Origin of the sequence: Tardiphaga sp. P9-11 (genome assembly GCF_008329525.1) — a bacterium.
Lineage (GTDB): Bacteria > Pseudomonadota > Alphaproteobacteria > Rhizobiales > Xanthobacteraceae > Tardiphaga.
The window spans coordinates 1,132,598-1,149,313 of the sequence record NZ_NPKQ01000002.1; the positions used below are offsets into that span (position 1 = coordinate 1,132,598).

The 16,716-nt window shown below is 63.7% G+C and carries 13 protein-coding genes; 2 read left to right on the plus strand and 11 right to left on the minus strand.

Features of this window, described 5'->3' with window-relative positions:
• Window positions 1–20: 20 nt before the first annotated feature.
• From recN to CIW50_RS11695, 7 genes are all read right to left on the minus strand, one after another.
• Entirely contained in the window at window positions 21–1,694 is a 1,674-nt protein-coding gene (recN, locus tag CIW50_RS11665; RefSeq protein WP_149531368.1) for a DNA repair protein RecN, read from the minus strand.
• A 13-nt stretch (window positions 1,695–1,707) separates the two neighbouring features.
• Window positions 1,708–2,604 (minus strand): outer membrane protein assembly factor BamD, encoded by an 897-nt coding sequence (locus tag CIW50_RS11670; protein WP_149531608.1) that lies wholly within the window; start codon window positions 2,602–2,604, stop codon window positions 1,708–1,710.
• Between the two features lie 286 nt (window positions 2,605–2,890).
• Complete coding sequence (lpxC, locus tag CIW50_RS11675; RefSeq protein ID WP_149531369.1) at window positions 2,891–3,871, minus strand: UDP-3-O-acyl-N-acetylglucosamine deacetylase; 981 nt, start codon at window positions 3,869–3,871, stop codon at window positions 2,891–2,893.
• A 329-nt stretch (window positions 3,872–4,200) separates the two neighbouring features.
• A complete protein-coding gene (ftsZ, locus tag CIW50_RS11680) occupies window positions 4,201–5,973 on the minus strand; it encodes a cell division protein FtsZ (RefSeq protein WP_149531370.1) in 1,773 nt (590 codons plus the stop codon).
• A 98-nt stretch (window positions 5,974–6,071) separates the two neighbouring features.
• Complete coding sequence (gene ftsA / locus CIW50_RS11685) at window positions 6,072–7,397, minus strand: cell division protein FtsA (protein WP_149531371.1); 1,326 nt, start codon at window positions 7,395–7,397, stop codon at window positions 6,072–6,074.
• Window positions 7,394–8,398, minus strand: a complete 1,005-nt coding sequence (locus tag CIW50_RS11690; RefSeq protein WP_149531372.1) for a cell division protein FtsQ/DivIB — start codon at window positions 8,396–8,398, stop codon at window positions 7,394–7,396. Before CIW50_RS11690 ends, ftsA begins: the two co-directional genes overlap by 4 nt.
• A 332-nt stretch (window positions 8,399–8,730) precedes the next feature.
• The gene (locus tag CIW50_RS11695) at window positions 8,731–9,771 is read right to left on the minus strand and encodes a D-alanine--D-alanine ligase family protein (RefSeq protein ID WP_149531373.1); all 1,041 of its coding nucleotides are present in this window, start codon (window positions 9,769–9,771) and stop codon (window positions 8,731–8,733) included.
• Between the two features lie 133 nt (window positions 9,772–9,904).
• On the opposite strand from CIW50_RS11695, the gene CIW50_RS11700 reads away from it, so the two are divergent.
• Entirely contained in the window at window positions 9,905–10,714 is an 810-nt protein-coding gene (locus tag CIW50_RS11700) for a bestrophin-like domain (protein ID WP_149531374.1), read from the plus strand.
• An 8-nt stretch (window positions 10,715–10,722) separates the two neighbouring features.
• Here CIW50_RS11700 and murB read toward each other — a convergent pair whose 3' ends face one another.
• The 3 genes from murB to CIW50_RS11715 all read right to left on the minus strand — a co-directional run bounded on the left by murB (window position 10,723) and on the right by CIW50_RS11715 (window position 14,409).
• Complete coding sequence (murB, locus tag CIW50_RS11705) at window positions 10,723–11,604, minus strand: UDP-N-acetylmuramate dehydrogenase (protein ID WP_149531609.1); 882 nt, start codon at window positions 11,602–11,604, stop codon at window positions 10,723–10,725.
• A 44-nt stretch (window positions 11,605–11,648) separates the two neighbouring features.
• Window positions 11,649–13,052, minus strand: coding sequence for a UDP-N-acetylmuramate--L-alanine ligase (gene murC / locus CIW50_RS11710; protein ID WP_149531375.1), 1,404 nt, complete (start codon window positions 13,050–13,052; stop codon window positions 11,649–11,651).
• Window positions 13,053–13,236: 184 nt separating this feature from the next.
• The gene (locus CIW50_RS11715; protein WP_149531376.1) at window positions 13,237–14,409 is read right to left on the minus strand and encodes an MFS transporter; all 1,173 of its coding nucleotides are present in this window, start codon (window positions 14,407–14,409) and stop codon (window positions 13,237–13,239) included.
• Window positions 14,410–14,539: 130 nt separating this feature from the next.
• Between CIW50_RS11715 and CIW50_RS11720 the strand changes: the two genes are divergently transcribed.
• Entirely contained in the window at window positions 14,540–15,442 is a 903-nt protein-coding gene (locus CIW50_RS11720; protein ID WP_149531377.1) for a LysR family transcriptional regulator, read from the plus strand.
• A gap of 196 nt (window positions 15,443–15,638) precedes the next feature.
• Here CIW50_RS11720 and CIW50_RS11725 read toward each other — a convergent pair whose 3' ends face one another.
• The gene (locus tag CIW50_RS11725) at window positions 15,639–16,685 is read right to left on the minus strand and encodes a phosphotransferase (RefSeq protein WP_172980294.1); all 1,047 of its coding nucleotides are present in this window, start codon (window positions 16,683–16,685) and stop codon (window positions 15,639–15,641) included.
• Window positions 16,686–16,716 lie beyond the last annotated feature (31 nt).

Sequence of the window (16,716 nt, forward strand, 5' to 3'; positions counted from 1 at the left end):
CGGAACGACGAGTGCTTGGCTTACGCCGCGCCCTTAAGCAGCCGCTCGGCCGCCGCCCGCGCTTCGGCGGTGATCTCTGCACCCGCCAGCATCCGCGCGATTTCCTCGCGGCGGTGATCCTTGGCCAGCGTGTTGACGCGCGTCGCCACGCGCTTGCCCTTGTCGAGGGCGTCCTTGGAAATCAGCAGATGCTGGTCGGCGCGCGCCGCGACCTGCGGGGCGTGGGTGACGGCCATCACCTGGACCTTGCCGGCGAGCCGCGCCAAGCGGGCGCCGATGGCGTCGGCGACGGCGCCGCCGACACCGGTGTCGATTTCGTCGAACACCAAGGTCGGCGCCGAGCCCTTGTCGGAGAGCACGACTTTCAGCGCGAGCAGGAAGCGCGAGAGTTCGCCGCCGGAGGCGACCTTCATCATCGGGCCCGGGCGGGTGCCGGGATTGGTCTGAACCCAGAACTCGACGCGATCGATACCCTGCGGGCCCGGCGTCGCCGCATCGCTATCGACCTGGGTGATGAACTTGGCGCGTTCCAGCTTGAGCGGCGCGAGTTCGGCAATCACGGCCTTGTTGAGCTTCTCGGCGGACTTGATGCGCGCCGCCGACAGCTTCGTGGCGGCAGCGCTGTATTTCCTGTCGGCCTCGGAGGCTGCGCTCTCCAGCCCCTTGAGCTGGCCGGCGCCTGCATCAATGGTGGCGACATCGGCGAAGTATGTCGCGGCCAAAGCTGCGAGGCCATCCACCGGTGTGGAGTATTTGCGGGCGGCACCGCGCAGCGCGAACAGCCGTTCCTCGATGCGCTCGAGTTCCGCAGGATCGAAATCGGCGGCGATGAGCGCGGCGGTCAGATGCTGGTCGGCCTCTTCCAGCGCGTTGATGGCGACATCGATCGCTTTCACCGCGGGCTCGACCAGCGATGGCGACGAACCCGCGCGCCGCTCCAGCCGGCGCACGGCGGCGGCCAGAGACGAGATCGGCGAATGATGGCCCGACACAGCCTCCTGCGCCTCGCGCAGATCGGCCGCGATCTTCTCGCCCTGCATCATGCCGGTGCGGCGTTCGGCGAGCTGCGTCTCCTCGCCATCCTTCGGATTGAGCTTCTTCAGCTCATCGGCGGCGTGGCGCAGATAATCGGCATCGCGGGCGGCGCGCTCCATATTGGCACGATGGGTCTCCAGCGCCGCATAGGCGGTCTTGCGGGCCTCCCAGAGCGTCTCCAGCGCGGTAACGTCCTTCTCCAGCCCGGCAAAAGCGTCGAGCAGCCGGCGATGGGTGGCGGCGTCCACCAGGGCGCGCTCGTCATGCTGGCCGTGGATCTCGACCAGAGCGGCGCCGACCGCCTTCATGGTCTGCACCGAAATCGCCTGGTCGTTGATGAAGGCACGGGTGCGGCCGTCGGCGAGTTGCACACGGCGCAGGATCATCTCGCCGGAATCGTCGTCGAACCCGTTATCCCGAAGAATCGCCAGCGCCGGATGGCCCTTGGCCAGATCGAATACGGCCGTGACCTGCCCCTGCTCGACGCCGTGGCGCACAAGACCGGCGTCGCCGCGGCCACCGAGGGCCAGTGCGAAGGCATCAAGGAGAATCGATTTGCCGGCGCCGGTTTCACCGGTCAGCACTGCAAGACCGCGGGAAAACTCGATATCGAGCCGCTCGATCAGGACGATGTCACGGATCGACAGACGGGCCAGCATGGGAGGTCAGTTCCTAACCGAGGCCAAATCGCTTGAAGGCCCTGCTCAGGTAAGACCCCTTGTTCTCGCTCGGCTCGAGACCGCCGGACTTTACAAGATTGTAGGCGTCTTTGTACCACTTGCTGTCAGGAAAGTTGTGGCCAAGCACGGCGGCCGCCGTTTGCGCCTCTCCGACAATACCGATCGCCATATAGGCCTCGGTCAGGCGCATCAGCGCCTCCTCGACGTGACGCGTGGTCTGATACTGCGTCACCACCGTCTTGAAGCGATTGATGGCGCCGGTGTAGTTGCGCTTTTCGAGATTGTAGCGGCCGATTTCCATTTCCTTGCCGGCGATCTGGTCGCGTGCGCCTTCCAGCTTCTTCTTGGCCGAGGTCGCATATTCCGAGGTCGGATATTTGCGCACCACTTCCTCGAGCGCGGCCATCGCCTTTTCGGTGCGGCCCTGATCGCGTGAGATGTCCGGGATCTGGTCGTAATGCGAGGCCGCGATCAGATACTGCGCATAGGCCGCATCCGGGCTGCCGGGATGCAGCGTGACGTAACGCGTCGCCGAGCCGATGCAGGTGTCGTAGTCGGCGGATTCGTAGGCCGCATAGGCCGACATCAGCAGCGACTTGCGCGCCCATTCCGAATACGGATGCTGACGATCGACTTCCTCAAATTTCTTCGCGGCGGCCTTGGGATCCTTGTTCTGGTTCATGAGGTACAAGCCCTCATTGTAAAGCTTGTCGGCGGGCTCCTCGACGAAGGTGTCGTCCTTGGTGCCGAACTTGTCCCACAACGCGCCGGTGCCACAGCCACTCAGCGGCACGGCCAGCACGATGAGGCCCGACGCCAACCGCACATGGCGGCCGAAACGGGTGAGCAGTGAATCTCGGGATTCGAGCGTAATGCGCTGTGCCGACATATATCTGAGACCTGACGCCTTCATGCGGTGTCTGCGCGTCACACCGCGCGCAATCACGGACCAACCGGATACGCGCCCGCAGCTTCGCTTGGCGACCGCGTGCTCTATCTACCCGAATGAAGTCCGTTAACCAACCGGATACGGAGCCATTTCGCCCGGATTAAGGCGAAGGATGTGGAGATACAGACGGTTATGGTTACCGGGCATGTCCGGATGCACGCAAAAATCCGTGCCCGCGCAAAAGCGCAACGCAAAATACCGGCAGCGAAGAAAGAAGCTCAGGAAATCAGGAAACGTCCGGGCCGAAGGCCGGGGCGATCATGCCGCCAAGCATGCCTGAGGTGACATCGGCGCTGGCACGGCCGCGGCGGGCCGGAACATTTTGAACGTGAGCTGCGTCGGCTTCGACGATCTTCCAGGCGGAACGATCAGCCATCAGGGCGCAGAGCACGGCATTGTTGAGCTTGTGGCCGCCGCGCACCGAGCGGTAGGCGCCGAGGATCGGCAGACCGGCCAGCGCGAGATCGCCGACGGCGTCCAGTACCTTGTGGCGGGCGCATTCGTCGGCGTAGCGCAGGCCTTCGGTGTTGAGCAGTTTGTCATCGTCGAACACGACGGAATTCTCGAAGGACGCGCCGAGCGCGAAACCGGCGCTCCAGAGGCGGGCCACGTCGTTCATGCAGCCAAAGGTGCGTGCACGGGCGATATCGCGGCGGAAGGTTTCAGGATTGAGGTCGAGCACATAGCTCTGGCGGCCAATCACCGGATTGGCGAAGTTGATTTCGATTTCAGCGCGGAAGCCGGCGGCGTGGGGGCGGAGTTCGCCGAATGAGTCACCGATGGCAACCTGCACCGGTTTGAGAACCTGAATGAAGCGGCGGCGGGCGCCCTGCTCCACAATGCCGGCCTGATCGATGGCGGCGACGAAGGCCGCTGCCGAACCGTCCATGATCGGCACTTCCGGGCCATCGATTTCAACGGTGGCGTTATCGACACCCATGCCCCGCAGCGCAGCGAGAACATGTTCGGCGGTAGAAACGAGAGGGCCTTCACGATCACCGAGCACAGTGGCAAACTCGGTGGCGATAACGGATTTGGCGTTGGCCTGGATTTCGCGATCGGCACCTTCAAGACCGGTGCGGACAAAAATATAACCTGCATCGACAGGTGCAGGTCCAAGCGTCAGACTCACGGGTTTTCCGGAATGAACGCCGACACCGGTAACGGTGGCCTGCGACCATAGTGTTGTCTGACGGCTAAAGCTCATTGGTAACCCACCCATTGTGACTCTCTCGATCGACCGAAACGTGGCCTCTCAAGTCCCCGAGTCGCAGCAACCTTAACGGTTGCCACAAAGTGCGCCAACTCACGCTTTTTTACCGATTGTTACCCCACCTTTGCCGCAATCAAGCCAGGGGTTAACCAACTTTTCCGTCGGTTCCAAGGCCATTTCCGGCCTCGGCGGAGCGCGCGCATAAAGATTAATGACTTACTATCAATAGGTTAAGAAATCGTACCGGTTTTCCTGGCCGACATAAGCCAAGGCCCCGGCTGATCCAGCCGGGGCCTTGGTCTTCGACACGATTGTAACAAAGGTCAGCTGGTCTGGCGGCGCAGGAAGGCCGGGATATCCAGATGATCGTCGCCCTGTGGCGCCGGCGCAACAGGTGCCGGGCGACCGTGGGAATCGAGGCCCTGCGGGGCCGGACGACGGGCGTATTCAGACACCGGCGGCTCGTTGCCCATCTGCTGGGCAACGCTGCGCTGTGGCTTACGTTCGGGCAGCGGCGGCATCGGAGCCATTGGAGGAGCCGACGGACGGCCGGAGACCGGCGCTTCCGATTCCTCGTCGCGGCGGCCGAGACCGACATTGGCCAGACGCTGCAGCAGCGACAGGCGAGCCTTCTGCGGTTCCTCATCCGATTCGCCACGCGCGTGACGGATCTCGTTCTGGGCCGGCATCGGCAGTTCTTCGAATTTCGGCATCCGCGGAGCGCGCATCGGGGCGCGTTCAGCCGACGGCGGAATGAACTGCTCGGGGATCGGCGCTTCCATCGGAGCTTCCTGACGGGGAGCTTCCGGGAACAGCGACGGCTTCTGCGCGATCGGGCGCACGGTCACGTCGCCGTAGGAGCCACCCTGCGGTACGACCGGTGCATTGGCTTCCGGTGAAACGGCAGCGGCGATGGCGGCGAGCGCGGCACGCTCGTGGCTGGTCGCCGGCGCGCGGGGCGCGGGAGCACCGGCATTCTTCGAAGCCGCGGCAGCGGCGAGACGCTGGTTGTCAGCGCGGAGGCGCGCGGTCAGATCGGCCAGACGGGCATCCGGAGCGCCGCTGCCAGCCGGAGCAGCAATGGCCGAGGTCACCGTGGTGACCGGGGCTGAGGAGTTGCGCGCCAGCTGGGCCTGCTCGATGCCGGTCGCGACGACCGATACGCGAATCACACCATCGAGGCTCTCGTCGAAGGTGGCGCCGACGATGATGTTGGCATCGGCATCGACTTCTTCACGGATGCGGGTCGCGGCTTCGTCGACTTCGAACAGGGTCAGGTCCTTGCCGCCGGTGATCGAGATCAAGAGGCCACGGGCGCCCTTCATCGAGCTATCATCGATCAGCGGATTGGCGATGGCAGCTTCCGCTGCGGTCAGAGCACGCTTCTCACCGGTGGCTTCGCCGGTGCCCATCATCGCCTTGCCCATCTCCTTCATGACTGCGCGCACGTCGGCGAAGTCGAGGTTGATGAGGCCTTCCTTGACCATCAGGTCGGTGATGCAGGCAACGCCCGAGTAGAGAACCTGGTCGGCCATCGCGAAGGCGTCGGCGAAGGTGGTCTTTTCGTTGGCGACCCGGAACAGGTTCTGGTTCGGGATGATCAGAAGGGTGTCGACCACCTTATGCAGCTCGGCAATGCCGGCTTCGGCGGTGCGCATGCGGCGCTGGCCTTCAAAGTGAAACGGCTTGGTGATCACACCGACGGTGAGGATGCCCATATCGCGGGCAGCCTTGGCAATGACGGGAGCCGCACCGGTGCCGGTACCGCCGCCCATACCGGCGGTGACGAACACCATGTTTGCGCCGGTGAGATGGTCACGAAGCTCGTCGATGACTTCCTGGGCTGCGGCAGCGCCGACGTCCGGCTGCGAACCGGCGCCGAGGCCCTGGGTGACCTGCGTACCCATTTGCACGATGCGCTGGGCCTTCGACATGGTCAGCGCCTGCGCGTCCGTGTTGGCGACGACGAAGTCGACGCCCTGCAGACCGGCGGTGATCATGTTGTTGACGGCGTTGCCGCCGGCGCCACCGACACCGAACACGGTGATCCGGGGCTTCAGCTCGCTGATATCAGGAACGTTGAGATTGATGGTCATGAGGTTGCCTCTCGATTACGCGCGCGTTGTCTGGTCATGCCGGCGGCTGAAAGCCGTTGGCGTCGGAGATGGAAAAAACATTGGCCGGAAAAATTTCATCAGAAGCCCTCTCGAAGCCATCGTCCGACCTTTCCGAAATAACCGTCACTGGTCCCTGTCCTGAGCTGCCGCGTATGCCGCGGTTCGACATGTTCAAGATGAGCGTATTGCGGGTAGACCAGCAGGCCCGATGGCACCGCGAACGAAGCGCTCTTGGCTTCATTGGGCAGCCGGCCGAAACCGAGCGGGCGCGCAATGCGAACGGAGCGTCCGAGAATCTGGGATCCGAGTTCGGCGAGGCCGGTGAGCTGCGACGCGCCACCTGACAGCACCACGCGAGCGCGCGGTTCTGCAGCGAGAGGCGAATCCGCCAACCGGTCCCTGACCATCTCAAAAATCTCCTCGGCACGCTGACGCACGATGTTCGCAATCGTGGCGCGGGACACGACCTGCGGAAAATCGCGGTCGTTATCACCAGCCGTCGGCACGTTCATCAGTTCGCGCGCATCGGAGCCACCAGTCAGCACCGTGCCATATAACGTCTTGATTCGCTCGGCATCCGCGATGCAAGCGCCGAGTCCGCGCGCCAGATCCATAGTGATGTGTTGCCCGCCGACCGCAAATCCCGACGCATGCACGAAGCGTCCGCCGGAATAGGTCGCGATCGTTGTCGTACCTGCACCCATCTCGACGACGGCAGCACCGAGATCGGTCTCGTCATCGGTGAGAACAGAGAGACCTGCGACATAAGGCGCCGCAGCCATGGCTTCGACGTTGAGGTGGCAGCGCTCGACGACCAGCATCAGGTTGCGAGCGACCGTCGCATCGGCGGTGACGACATTCATATCGACGCCGAACTGCGAGGCGACCATGCCCTTGGGATCGCGAATGCCCTTCACGCCATCAAGTGAATAGCCGACCGGCAATGCATGCAGCACCGTGCGGCCCGGCGGCGTCGCGTGGCGCATGCCGGTCGAGGTGACACGTGCGATATCGGAGGCCGTGACGGCGCCGCCCTTGATATCGGCGGACGCTTCAATCAGTTGGCCCTGCAGGCGACCGGCCGACACCGAGAGCAGAACGGATTCGACGCGAACCTTGGCCATCCGTTCGGCCAGCGCCACCGCCTGACGGACAGCCTGCTCGGCCTCGCCCATATCGACGATCGCGCCCGACTTCACGCCGCGCGACTGGATCTGGCTGTAGCCGATCAGTTCAACCGCATGGCTGCGGCCACGCAGGGCTTCGCTCGGTGCGGATGGCCGCAGACGTGCGATCATGCAGGCGATCTTGCTGGTGCCGACATCCAGCGACGCCACCAGCGCGGTGCGGTTGGCCGCCATCTGACGCGTTTTCGGCGCCTGGTTGCGATCGAGACCGCTCATGCCGCGCCAGCTTTCTTCTTGGATTTGTCTTGCGCCTTGAACAGGTCGTCGCGTGCTTTCGCGGCGTCTTCCGACAGCCGTACGGTCAGGCGATCCGGCAGGCGCATGTCGATGGCGACGATGTCGCGCGAGAACAGACGGTCTTCCGTGTTGAGCTTGCTCAGCATGGCCAGTGCGTTGCCGACGTCGTTTTCCGGCAGGCGGATATCGAGGCCGTCCTTCAGGCGCAGATTCCAGCGGCGCTCGCCAACGAAGATCGCGGCCTTGGTGACCGACCGGACCTGCGGGTAACGATCGAGCAGCGCCAGAAAATCCCTGGCGCCGCTATCGGCGCCCTTGCCCACCACCAGTGGCAGCGACACGAAACGGCGCGACACGTAATTTTCCAGGACGGCGCCGTCATCGGAGATCACCGAGAGACGACCGTCTTCCTGCCACAGCGCGAAGGCCGTGCGCTCGGTGACGTCGATCTGCAGACGATCCGGATACAGCTTCAGCACATTGGCGTCGGCGATCCACGGATTGGCCTTCAGCTTGTCGCGGACAGCCGCAGCATCGAGGAAGAACAGCGACGAGCGACCATTGACGCCGCCGATGGCCAAGATTTCGTCCTGGGTCAGCTGCTTGCGGCCGTTGAGAATGACGGAGGCGATGCGGAAGCCGGCGGCATTGGCCGCAGCGTTGCGCGCATCGCTGAAAGCTTCGACCATTTCGTCGACGTGATTGCCTTTGACCACGCCGAGCGCGACGCTGCCCGTCAGCATCAGCACGGTCGCGGCAATGCCGACGCGGCGCGGCACATGGCGCTCAAGCGTCGCGATGAAGCGGTTGGAGCTCTGTTCGCGAACGGCAGGCTTGGCGGCACGAAAACGGGCCCAGAAGCGGGCGAGCGGGCTCAGCTGCTCGCGCAGCAGAATGCCTGCCCCAAGGGCAGCCATTTTAAGATCAGCTTGGGGCCCCAGCGATCGCACCGACCGAGAGAGGCGTCCTCCACCATCCATACCAAGAGCTCGTCACAGGTTATGCCCGCATTGGCGCGGAACTCTGGCGCGAGTGACGTCCCGGTCATGCCAAAATGGATTCAAGCCTTTGAAAAAGGCCGGTTTTCCATCGATACGCGTCGTCACGGAATCCCCGCAAAGTTCACGCCTCGGCAGCCAAGCGCTACACGCGCCGCCAGCGTTAACCTTCGGGCTTCCTGGTAAACAAAGTGTAAAGGGGATGGGCGCATAGCGCGATTTGATACGGCTGTGGAAGACTTTAGCCGAGGTGTGGCTCACGTGCCCAAGGGAACTGCGGCGGCTTCGTGGCCGGCGTCGCCGTGGTGCCGGAATTAACGGGCCGCATCAGGTGTTGCAGACGAGCAGCCGCCTGCCCGTTTCACCGCCAGATCGATCTGCCCATTCAGGAAATCCACGAAGCTGATCCCCTGCGCGTTGAGCGCCTTGGGATAGAGCGAGGCCTTGGTCAGGCCCGGAAGCGTGTTGGTCTCCAGATAGACTGGGCCTTTGGCCGACACGATGAAGTCCGACCGCGAATAGCCGCGGCAGGACATCGCCCGGTGTGCCTTGACCGCAAAATCCATGATCTGTGCGCTGATCTCAGGCTCAAAACGGCCGGGGCAGATCTCCTGCGTCGATTTGGCGAGATACTTCGCCTCGTAGTCGAAACCGCCATCGGCCGGAATGATCTCGATCGGCGGCAATGCGATCAGTGAGCCATCGGCCTGCTCCAGCACGGCGCAGGTCGCCTCGACGCCGGCAACAAACGGCTCAATGACGTAGTCTTCAGTCTTGGCCGCGTTGCGCACGGCAACGAGATCCTGCTTGGCATTGACGAACATCAGGCCGTAGCTCGATCCGTCACGTGCGGGCTTGGCGATCAGCTTGCCGTATTCGGCGAGCGCGCTTTCCATTTCATTTAGGGCAACGCCCGCCGCGATCGGCACACCAGCGAGTGCCGCAAAACGCTTCGCCGCGACCTTGTCGAAGGATAGATTGGATGACGCAGAGCCGGAGCCCGTGAACGGAATGCCGCGCATTTCGCACATCACCTGCAGCTCGCCATTCTCCGCAGCGCCGCCATGCATGCCGAGCACCAGCAGGCGGTTCTCGGTCTTCGCCCTGTCGAGCGCCTGCGTCAGCACGCCGATGCTGCTGCCACCGGGCTTGAACAGATCCTCGAACGGCCGCTCATGCGCGAGCAGCGCCGTGCCCGATGTCTCGTGGACGCGGTCGTCGGCATCCCAGAACCAGAGATCCGCATCGGGCAGCGCGCTGTGCAGTGCCTGCGCGGAGGCCACTGACACCAGACGCTCCTTGTTCAGGCCACCAAACATGATGGTGATCCGCTGAGGTCTCGCCTGCTCCGTCATCGTGTCGTCTCCGAACTCATCCGCGAATCGCGCCGCTGCCGACAAGGCAATAGCATCACGCTAGCCGAGTCATATAATGCCTTGTCGGAGGCGGTTTTGCGAGCCCGCCCCGCGGTGACATGGAAGCGACCTGATGATCAGAGCCTGGCTCGAACTCTCTACCTTCGGCATCTTCGCTACGCTGGGCACCATCTATTACGGAGTCGCACTGATCCTCGTGGGGCTGACCTCCAGCCGGCTGCTGTCGATGCGGCTGAGGTCCATTCACGGCATCGTCGCGCCTTTCTTTTCCTCGGTGGCCATCCTGTTCGGCTTGCTCACGGGCTTCCTTGCCAGCGACGTCGGCGACCGCAACCGCCAGGCCGTCCGCGCCGTGCAGATCGAGGCCGGCGAGTTGCGCAACATCCACACGCTGAGCGTGGCATCGGTCTCCGACATGTCCAACATACGCGCCGCGCTGAAGGCCTATGTGACATCGGAAGTGACGGAGGAATGGCCAGCAATGCTTCTCGGCCTGAAGTCGCCGCGCACCGATGTGGCTTATGACAGCCTGCTGCGCGAAATCAGTGATCCCGCCATTACGCGCGACGCCAGCAACACGGTGCATGGGGCGCTGATGGGCGCCTCGATCCGCGCCGGGACCGCGCGCAACGACCGGCTCAGCCTGTCGACCGACCACACCAACGACCTGAAATGGACGTCGGTCCTGCTGCTCGGGTTGATCACGCAACTGGCGCTGGCGCTGGTGCATCTGGAACGTCCGCGGGCCATGCTCGCGGCGCTCACGGTGTTCGCCAGCGGCGCCATCGTCGCTCTCGGCATTATCGCGCTGCAGGAACATCCGTTCGACGGTGCCTTCCGCGTCGCTCCTGCGCCGCTGGAAAATCTGCTGAGTATCAGCGAGGCCGGGCCGGCGTCGGCACTACCGCCAACACCAAAATAGACCGCGCCTTACGGCGCGACGCCGATCCGCTTGATTTCCCAGTGCAGGTCGATACCCGACTGCGCCAGCACGCGCGCACGCACGGTCTCACCGAGCGTTTCGATATCGCTCGCCGTCGCATCGCCGGTGTTGATCAGGAAATTGCAGTGCATCTCCGACACCTGTGCACCGCCGACGCGCAGGCCGCGGCAGCCTGCAGCATCGACCAGCTTCCAGGCGCTGTGCCCTGGCGGGTTTTTGAATGTCGAGCCACCGGTCTTTTCGCGGATCGGCTGCGCGGTCTCGCGATGCGCCTGGACCTCGTCCATCCGCGCGCGAATGGCGGCGGGCTCTGTAATCGTTCCGCGGAATCTCGCCGACGTGAAAATGATCGAGGGATCGACGCCGGAATTGCGATAGACGAACGCCATGCCGGCATTGTCGAAGACGTGTTTCGTGCCATCGCGGCCGATGCCGGTCGCCTCGATCAGCACATCCTTGGTCTCGTCGCCATTGGCGCCGGCATTCATCCGCAGCGCGCCGCCGATGGAGCCGGGAATGCCGAAATAGAATTCGAGCCCGCTGATATTGGCCGCGGCTGCCGTCTCTGCCACGCGCTTGTCGAGCGCGGCCGTGCCGGCACTAATGATATCGCCTTCGGCTGATGTTGCGCCGAAGCCGCGCGGGCTCAGGCGAATGACGACGCCGTTGAGCCCGCCATCGCGCACGATGAGATTGGAGCCGACGCCGACGATGGTGACGAGAATCTCTTTTGACAGTCTAAACAGGAAGTAAGCGAGATCGTCCTCATCGGCCGGTGTGAACAGCACCTGCGCGGGACCGCCGACACGAAACCATGTCAGCGGCGCGAGGGACTCGTTCGCGAGCAGACGCCCGCGCAGATCCGGCATTGCGGCTTTGAGGTCAGGAGTGATGTCGGGAAAGCCAGCCACGCTTAGCCCAGCGCCTTCAATTCACCCGGCAATGCGTAAGCCCATTGCGTGATATTGCCTGCACCCAGGCACACCACCGTATCGCCTGGTTTTGCAACGCCGGCCACGAGGCCCGCGAGCGCAGCTGACTCCTGCAGCGGGATCACCTCACGATGGCCGTGGGCGCGCAGGCCAAGCACGAAGTTGTCACGATCAATGCCCGGGATCGGCGCTTCGCCGGCGGGATAGACATCGGCAACGATCACGGTGTCGGCGTCGTTGAAGCAGGTGCAGAATTCCTCGAACAGCGACTGCAGCCGCGTGTAGCGATGCGGCTGCACCACGGCGATCACCTTGCCCGCGGTGCTCTCGCGCGCGGCGCGCAGCACGGCGGAAATCTCCACGGGGTGATGACCGTAATCGTCGATGATAGTGACGCCGTTCCACTCGCCGGTCTTGGTGAAGCGGCGCTTGACGCCGCCGAAGCCGGCGATGGCCTTGCGGATTGCCTCATCGGACATGCCGAGCTCATGCGCGACGGCAATCGCCGCCGTGGCGTTGAGCGCGTTGTGGCGGCCCGGCATCGGCAGCAGCAGATTGTCGATCTCATGCGAGGTGCCGGCCTTGCGATCGCGGAACGCCACCTTGAAGGACGAGCCGCCATTGGCGGGCTTCAGATCGACCAGCCGCGCATCGGCTTGCGGGTTCTGCCCGTAAGTGATGATGCGGCGATCCTCGATCTTGCCGACGATGGTCTGCACCACGGGATGATCGATGCACATCACCGCGAAGCCATAAAACGGCACGTTCTCGACGAAGTTGCGGAACGCATCCTGCACGGCCTCGAAGGTCTTAAAGTGATCGAGATGTTCGGGATCGACATTGGTGACGATGGCGACATCGGCAGGCAGCTTCAGAAAGGTGCCGTCGCTCTCGTCGGCTTCGACGACCATCCACTCGCCGGCACCGAGGCGCGCATTGGTGCCATAGGCATTGATGATGCCGCCATTGATGACGGTGGGGTCAAGTTCGCCGGCATCGAGCAGCGCCGCGACCATCGACGTCGTCGTTGTCTTGCCATGGGTGCCGGCAATGGCAACGCAGCTCTTCAGGCGCATCAATTCGGCGAGCATCTCGGCGCGGCGCACCACGGGAATGCGCTGCGCGCGCGCGGCCATCAATTCCGGATTGTCGCGCTTGATCGCGGTCGAGACCACCAGCACGTCGGCGCCCGACACGTTATCGGCCTTGTGCCCGACATGAATGGTGATGCCTTTTTCGCGCAGACGATTGACGTTGGCGCTTTCGGAGGCGTCCGAGCCCTGCACGGTGTAGCCGAGATTGCACAGCACCTCGGCAATGCCGCTCATGCCGATGCCGCCGATACCGACAAAGTGAATGGGTCCGATTTCGCGCGGCAGTCTCATGGGGCGTCTCTATGTTCCATCATGCCCGGGCAGCGCGAAGCGAGCTTCGCTGGATGTCCCGGCATCCAAGGCTTGTTTGAACAGATGACTCCTTCAAACAGACGCGGATGGCCGGGACAAGCCCGGCCATGACGAAAAAGACGGAAATTTGGCTTGCGGATCAGGCGAATCCGCCTTGAGCACCCTACTCCGCCGGTGCTGGAACCACTGCCGGTGCGCGATCCGCACGATTGGCTATGAGCGCCACGGCGAGCCCGGCCAGCGGAGCGAGCGCCGCGACCCATGGCACCGCGCTCAGACCGCCATGCGCGATCACCGCGCCGCCAAGCCACGCGCCGATGGCATTGCCGAGATTGAACGCGGCAATGTTGAAGCTCGACGCCAGACTCTGGCCGGCGCCCTCGGCCTTGCGCAGCACCGCCATCTGCAAGGGCGACGCGGTGGCGAAGGCCGTGGCACCAAGCAGCGCGATAGCGATGATGACGGCGACCTGATTATGCGCGGCGAAGGTGATCAGTACGAGCGTCACGGCCAAAGCCAGCAGGCTGCCGAACACGCTGCCCGCCGGCCAGCGATCGGCAAGACGTCCACCGGCGAGATTGCCGACGATGGCGCCAGCGCCAAACACCAGCAGGATCGGCGACACGGCGGCATCCGAGAAGCCGGAAATCTTCGTCAGGATCGGCGCGACATAGGTGAACAGCGCGAAGATGCCGATCCAGCCCAAAATTGTTGTGAGCAGGCCGAGAAGCACCTGCGGCCGCGCCAGCACCGCGAGATCGTCGGACAGCTTGCTGTGTTCTTCCGGCGCCTTGACCGGTGGCACCAGCAGCGCCACTGCGGCCATCGCGACAAGCCCGACCAGCGTCACGGCGTAGAAGGTCGCGCGCCAGCCATAGCCCTGCCCGAGCCACGTCCCGAACGGCACACCGAGAATGGTCGCTACCGTCAGGCCGGCGAACATGATGGAGATCGCCGAGGCCTTCTTGTTCTCGGGCACGAGGCTGGTTGCCACCACCGAGCCGACGCCGAAGAAAGTGCCGTGCGCGAAAGCCGTGAGCACGCGTGCCGCCATCAGGCTCCAGTAATCCGGCGCCAGTGCGCAAGCGAGATTGCCCAGCGTGAAGATGCCCATCAGCACCAGCAGCACCGTTTTGCGCGGCCAACGACTGGTCGCGATGGTCATGATCGGGGCGCCGACCACGACACCCAGCGCATAGCCCGAGATCAGCAGCCCCGCAGCCGGGATCGACACGCCGAGGTCGCCGCCGACCTCGATCAGGAGACCCATGATGACGAATTCTGTGACGCCGATTCCGAAGGCGCCGGCGGTAAGCGCGTAAAGTGCGAGAGGCATGATCCTATCCCGTGCGTGAAACGGGCCAGATGCCCGACAACCGGAGATGTGGACCTCCTGACATTGATGAGATAGACGTGGCATAGGCACAATATTTGTGAATTGAATTCACTCAATAGATTGAAGCCAGATGTCACGACTGGACGTCAACCGCTCCGGCGAAATGGAAGTGTTCACCCGGGTGGTCGAGCTCGGCGGTTTTTCGACCGCGGCGCGAGCCTTCTGGATGACCCCCTCTGCCGTCAGCAAACTGGTGGCGCGGCTGGAAGCACGGCTCGGCGTGCGCCTCATCAACCGCTCGACGCGCAAGCTGCAGCTCACGCCGGAAGGCAGCGCGTTCTATGAGCGCGCACTACGCATTCTCGACGAGATCAGCGCAGCCGAACGCGAGGCTGCCATCGGCGCAACACCATCAGGCCTGTTGCGCGTCAACACCAGCGTGCCCTTCGGCCTGCGTCTGTTGCTGCCGCTGTTGCCGGATTTCGCGAAGCGCTATCCAGACATCAAGGTCGAGGTCGTTCTGACGGATCTCGTGGTGGATCTCCTCGAAGAACGCGCCGATGTCGCCATTCGCGTCGGCTTGATGCGCGAGTCGCGGCTGCTCGCGCGCAAGCTCGGCGAGAGCCGGATGGTCGTGGTCGCTTCACCCGGCTATCTCGCCGAGCGCGGCACGCCCAAGACGCCGGACGATCTCGCGCATCACAATCTGCTGCGCTTCGGCTTCGCCAAGTGGGAGAAGGGCTGGCCGTTCAAGACCGGCGGCGAGACAATCGCCGTGATGCCGTCAGGCAATGCCCTGGTCAGCGACGGCGAAGCGATGCAGCATCTCGCCGTGGCAGGCATGGGCCTCGCGCGGCTGGCGCGCTTTCACGTCGAGGCCGATATTAAAGCTGGCCGGCTCATGCCGGTGCTCGAAGCATTCAATCCCGGCGACATCGAGCCGATCCACGCGGTGTTTGTCGGCCACGGCGGACAATTGCCCGCGCGAGTGCGCGCGTTTCTGGATTATCTGGTGGAGAATGTGAGGCTGTAGCCCTGAGTTAACGCTGTCATTCCGGGGCGCTCGCACTTCGCGAGCGAACCTCAGCCACTCCAATCGGAGTGGCAGGGAATCCCGAAGTGGTGGTCGCCTCTCGGCCGCCCGGCATTCAGAGGTGATGAACATGTTGGGATTCCGGGTTCGCGTGCGCGAAGATGCGCCCGCGCCCCGGAATGACGAGGTGTAGTCTCTACTCTGCGATAGGCGCTGCGGACGGGCGGTCCAACTGAAACGCGCTGATCGGCGGAGGCAGCCCCGGCGCTTTCTCGCCCGTGAAAAATGCAGCGAGATACATCTTTCCAAGCAGATGCCTAGTCTCCAACGCGTCGGGCGCCAGCCGCCCGTCGCGCAAGGCTTGCCGGAATTCCGCAAGTGTAGGAGCCGAGAGGTCCGTATCCGGCACCAAGCGCGACGCGGTCGCTACGGCGCTGAACTGGACGCCCGCATAAAACAGACGGGTGAGCGCGCGCATCAGTTCGAGTCGATCGCGCAGGCTGCGATCGGGCGGGTGACCAAGCCATGCCTGCAAAAGCACCTCTTCGAGTTCAGGTGACGGCGCAAAGTTATCGAGCATGGTCGCCATGTCGACGACGGGATCGTTGCAATAGGCCGACTCCCAATCGACCAGCCACAGACGCCCGCCATCGAACAGAAGGTTGCGCGGCAGAATATCGTTGTGGCTGGAAACCGCCTCGTCGCTATTCCACGTATAGGCGCCACGGAGGTCTGCCAGACGCTGCGTGTGGGCATCGAGCACGCCGGGCGCAAACAGATTTGTGCGGCAGACATGGGCCCACAGCCGAGCGGTGATATCCGGATATTCGACGAAGCGCCCGAACCTCGGTGTCCCCTGCAGGCGCCGCAGCATTTCTCCCAACGCCTGCGCCAAAGCGTGAGGGCCGCCGGGATAGGTGTTCAATGGTTGCTCGACGATGAAGTCCATCACCGCGACACGTGCGGTCTCATCCACATGGTGCAGCCGCGGCGCGATCCCTGCTTCTGCAGCGATACGCATCGACGTATATTGGTGAGGATTACGCATCGGACTGGCACGGCCTTCCATCCGCAACACGTAGCGTCGGCCGCCAGCATCCACGCGATAGACAAAAGCGCCCGAAACGCCACCCGGTATCGGCCGGATGGAATCGATGGTTGCAGAACCGACGGTCGCCCTGAGCGCAGCCTGCGCGATCTCGCGGTGCGTCATCGGAATATTGGAAAGATGCTCTCCGCTCATTGTCCCCCCGACGAACCGCGTGGGGACGACG

Excerpts from the sequence above, each read along its gene's own strand:
- recN (WP_149531368.1), bottom strand. The coding sequence starts at position 1,694 with ATGCTGGCCCGTCTGTCGATCCGTGACATCGTCCTGATCGAGCGGCTC.
- CIW50_RS11670 (WP_149531608.1), bottom strand. The coding sequence starts at position 2,604 with ATGTCGGCACAGCGCATTACGCTCGAATCCCGAGATTCACTGCTCACC.
- lpxC (WP_149531369.1), bottom strand. The coding sequence starts at position 3,871 with ATGAGCTTTAGCCGTCAGACAACACTATGGTCGCAGGCCACCGTTACC.
- ftsZ (WP_149531370.1), bottom strand. The coding sequence starts at position 5,973 with ATGACCATCAATCTCAACGTTCCTGATATCAGCGAGCTGAAGCCCCGG.
- ftsA (WP_149531371.1), bottom strand. The coding sequence starts at position 7,397 with ATGAGCGGTCTCGATCGCAACCAGGCGCCGAAAACGCGTCAGATGGCG.
- CIW50_RS11690 (WP_149531372.1), bottom strand. The coding sequence starts at position 8,398 with ATGGATGGTGGAGGACGCCTCTCTCGGTCGGTGCGATCGCTGGGGCCC.
- CIW50_RS11695 (WP_149531373.1), bottom strand. The coding sequence starts at position 9,771 with ATGACGGAGCAGGCGAGACCTCAGCGGATCACCATCATGTTTGGTGGC.
- CIW50_RS11700 (WP_149531374.1), top strand. The coding sequence starts at position 9,905 with ATGATCAGAGCCTGGCTCGAACTCTCTACCTTCGGCATCTTCGCTACG.
- murB (WP_149531609.1), bottom strand. The coding sequence starts at position 11,604 with ATGCCGGATCTGCGCGGGCGTCTGCTCGCGAACGAGTCCCTCGCGCCG.
- murC (WP_149531375.1), bottom strand. The coding sequence starts at position 13,052 with ATGAGACTGCCGCGCGAAATCGGACCCATTCACTTTGTCGGTATCGGC.
- CIW50_RS11715 (WP_149531376.1), bottom strand. The coding sequence starts at position 14,409 with ATGCCTCTCGCACTTTACGCGCTTACCGCCGGCGCCTTCGGAATCGGC.
- CIW50_RS11720 (WP_149531377.1), top strand. The coding sequence starts at position 14,540 with ATGTCACGACTGGACGTCAACCGCTCCGGCGAAATGGAAGTGTTCACC.
- CIW50_RS11725 (WP_172980294.1), bottom strand. The coding sequence starts at position 16,685 with ATGAGCGGAGAGCATCTTTCCAATATTCCGATGACGCACCGCGAGATC.